The organism is Herbidospora galbida (assembly GCF_005233835.1).
In the GTDB taxonomy this organism is placed as follows: domain Bacteria; phylum Actinomycetota; class Actinomycetes; order Streptosporangiales; family Streptosporangiaceae; genus Herbidospora; species Herbidospora galbida.
This window is the reverse complement of sequence record NZ_SZQA01000116.1, coordinates 1-944: the sequence shown is the minus strand read 5'-3', so window position 1 is coordinate 944 and position 944 is coordinate 1. Positions and strand designations below refer to the sequence as shown.

General features: G+C 78.2%; 1 protein-coding gene. It reads left to right on the top strand.

The features are described 5' to 3' along the window. Positions 1-93 precede the first annotated feature (93 nt). A partial coding sequence (locus tag FDA94_RS38895) for a tetratricopeptide repeat protein (protein ID WP_246060395.1) occupies positions 94-944 on the top strand: 851 nt, incomplete at its 3' end.

The following is a 944-nucleotide window of genomic DNA, read 5'->3' as shown; positions in this document are numbered from 1 at the left end:
CGGCACCTGCGGGCGGCGATCCGCACGGCGGGCCGGGCCGGGTCGCCCGAGCTGGCCGCCGAGGCGCGGATCCGGATGGCGTTCGTGACCAGCATGCGGGGCCGCCCTCGGCAGGCGCTGGCCGACCTGGAGGCCCTGCTGCCCGGCCTGCACGGCGGGCTGCGGGCGCGGGCCGAGGCCCAGCGGGCCGCCGTCTTCAACCATCTGGGGCGGCACGCCGACGCGCTGGCCGCCTACCGCCAGGCGATCCCGGTGCTGCGACGGGCGCACGACCACGTGTGGCTGCAGCGGGTGCTGTCCAACCGCGGGATCGTGTACGGCTACCGCCACGAGTTCGCCGCCGCGGAAGCCGACTTCCACGAGGCCGAGGACCTGTGCGCGGACCTCGGGCTCGACCTGTCGCTCGCGGTGGTGCGGCTGAACCTGGGGTGGGTTCGGGGGGTGCGCGGCGACGTGCCGGGCGCCCTGCGCTACCTCGACCTGGCCGAGAGCCGCTTCCGCGACCTGGGCACCCACCAGCTGGGCTGGCTGCTCAGCGACCGGTCGGAGCTGCTGCTGTCGGTCGGCCTGACCGCCGAGGCCCGCGCCGCCGCCGAGGAGGCGGTCGCCGAACTGCGCCGCCGCCGCCGCGCGATCGTCCTGCCGGAGATCCGCCTCCTCCTCGCCCGCGCCGCCACCCTGGAGGGCGACCACGAGCGCGCGATCGAGGCGGCCCGGCGGGCGGCCCGCGAGTTCGGCGCCCAGCAGCGTCCTGAGTGGCGCGCGCTGGCGGCGTTCGTGGTCCTGCGGTCATGCCTGGCGGCGGGGCGTCCGGGGGTCTCGGCGGCCCGGTTCGCGGCCATCGCCGAGGAACTGGGCGCGGCGGGCTGGACTGCGGCTTCGGTGGAGGCGCGGCTGCTGGGGGCCCGCATGCTGCTGGGCCCGGTGCCCGGCCGGGCCGGAGC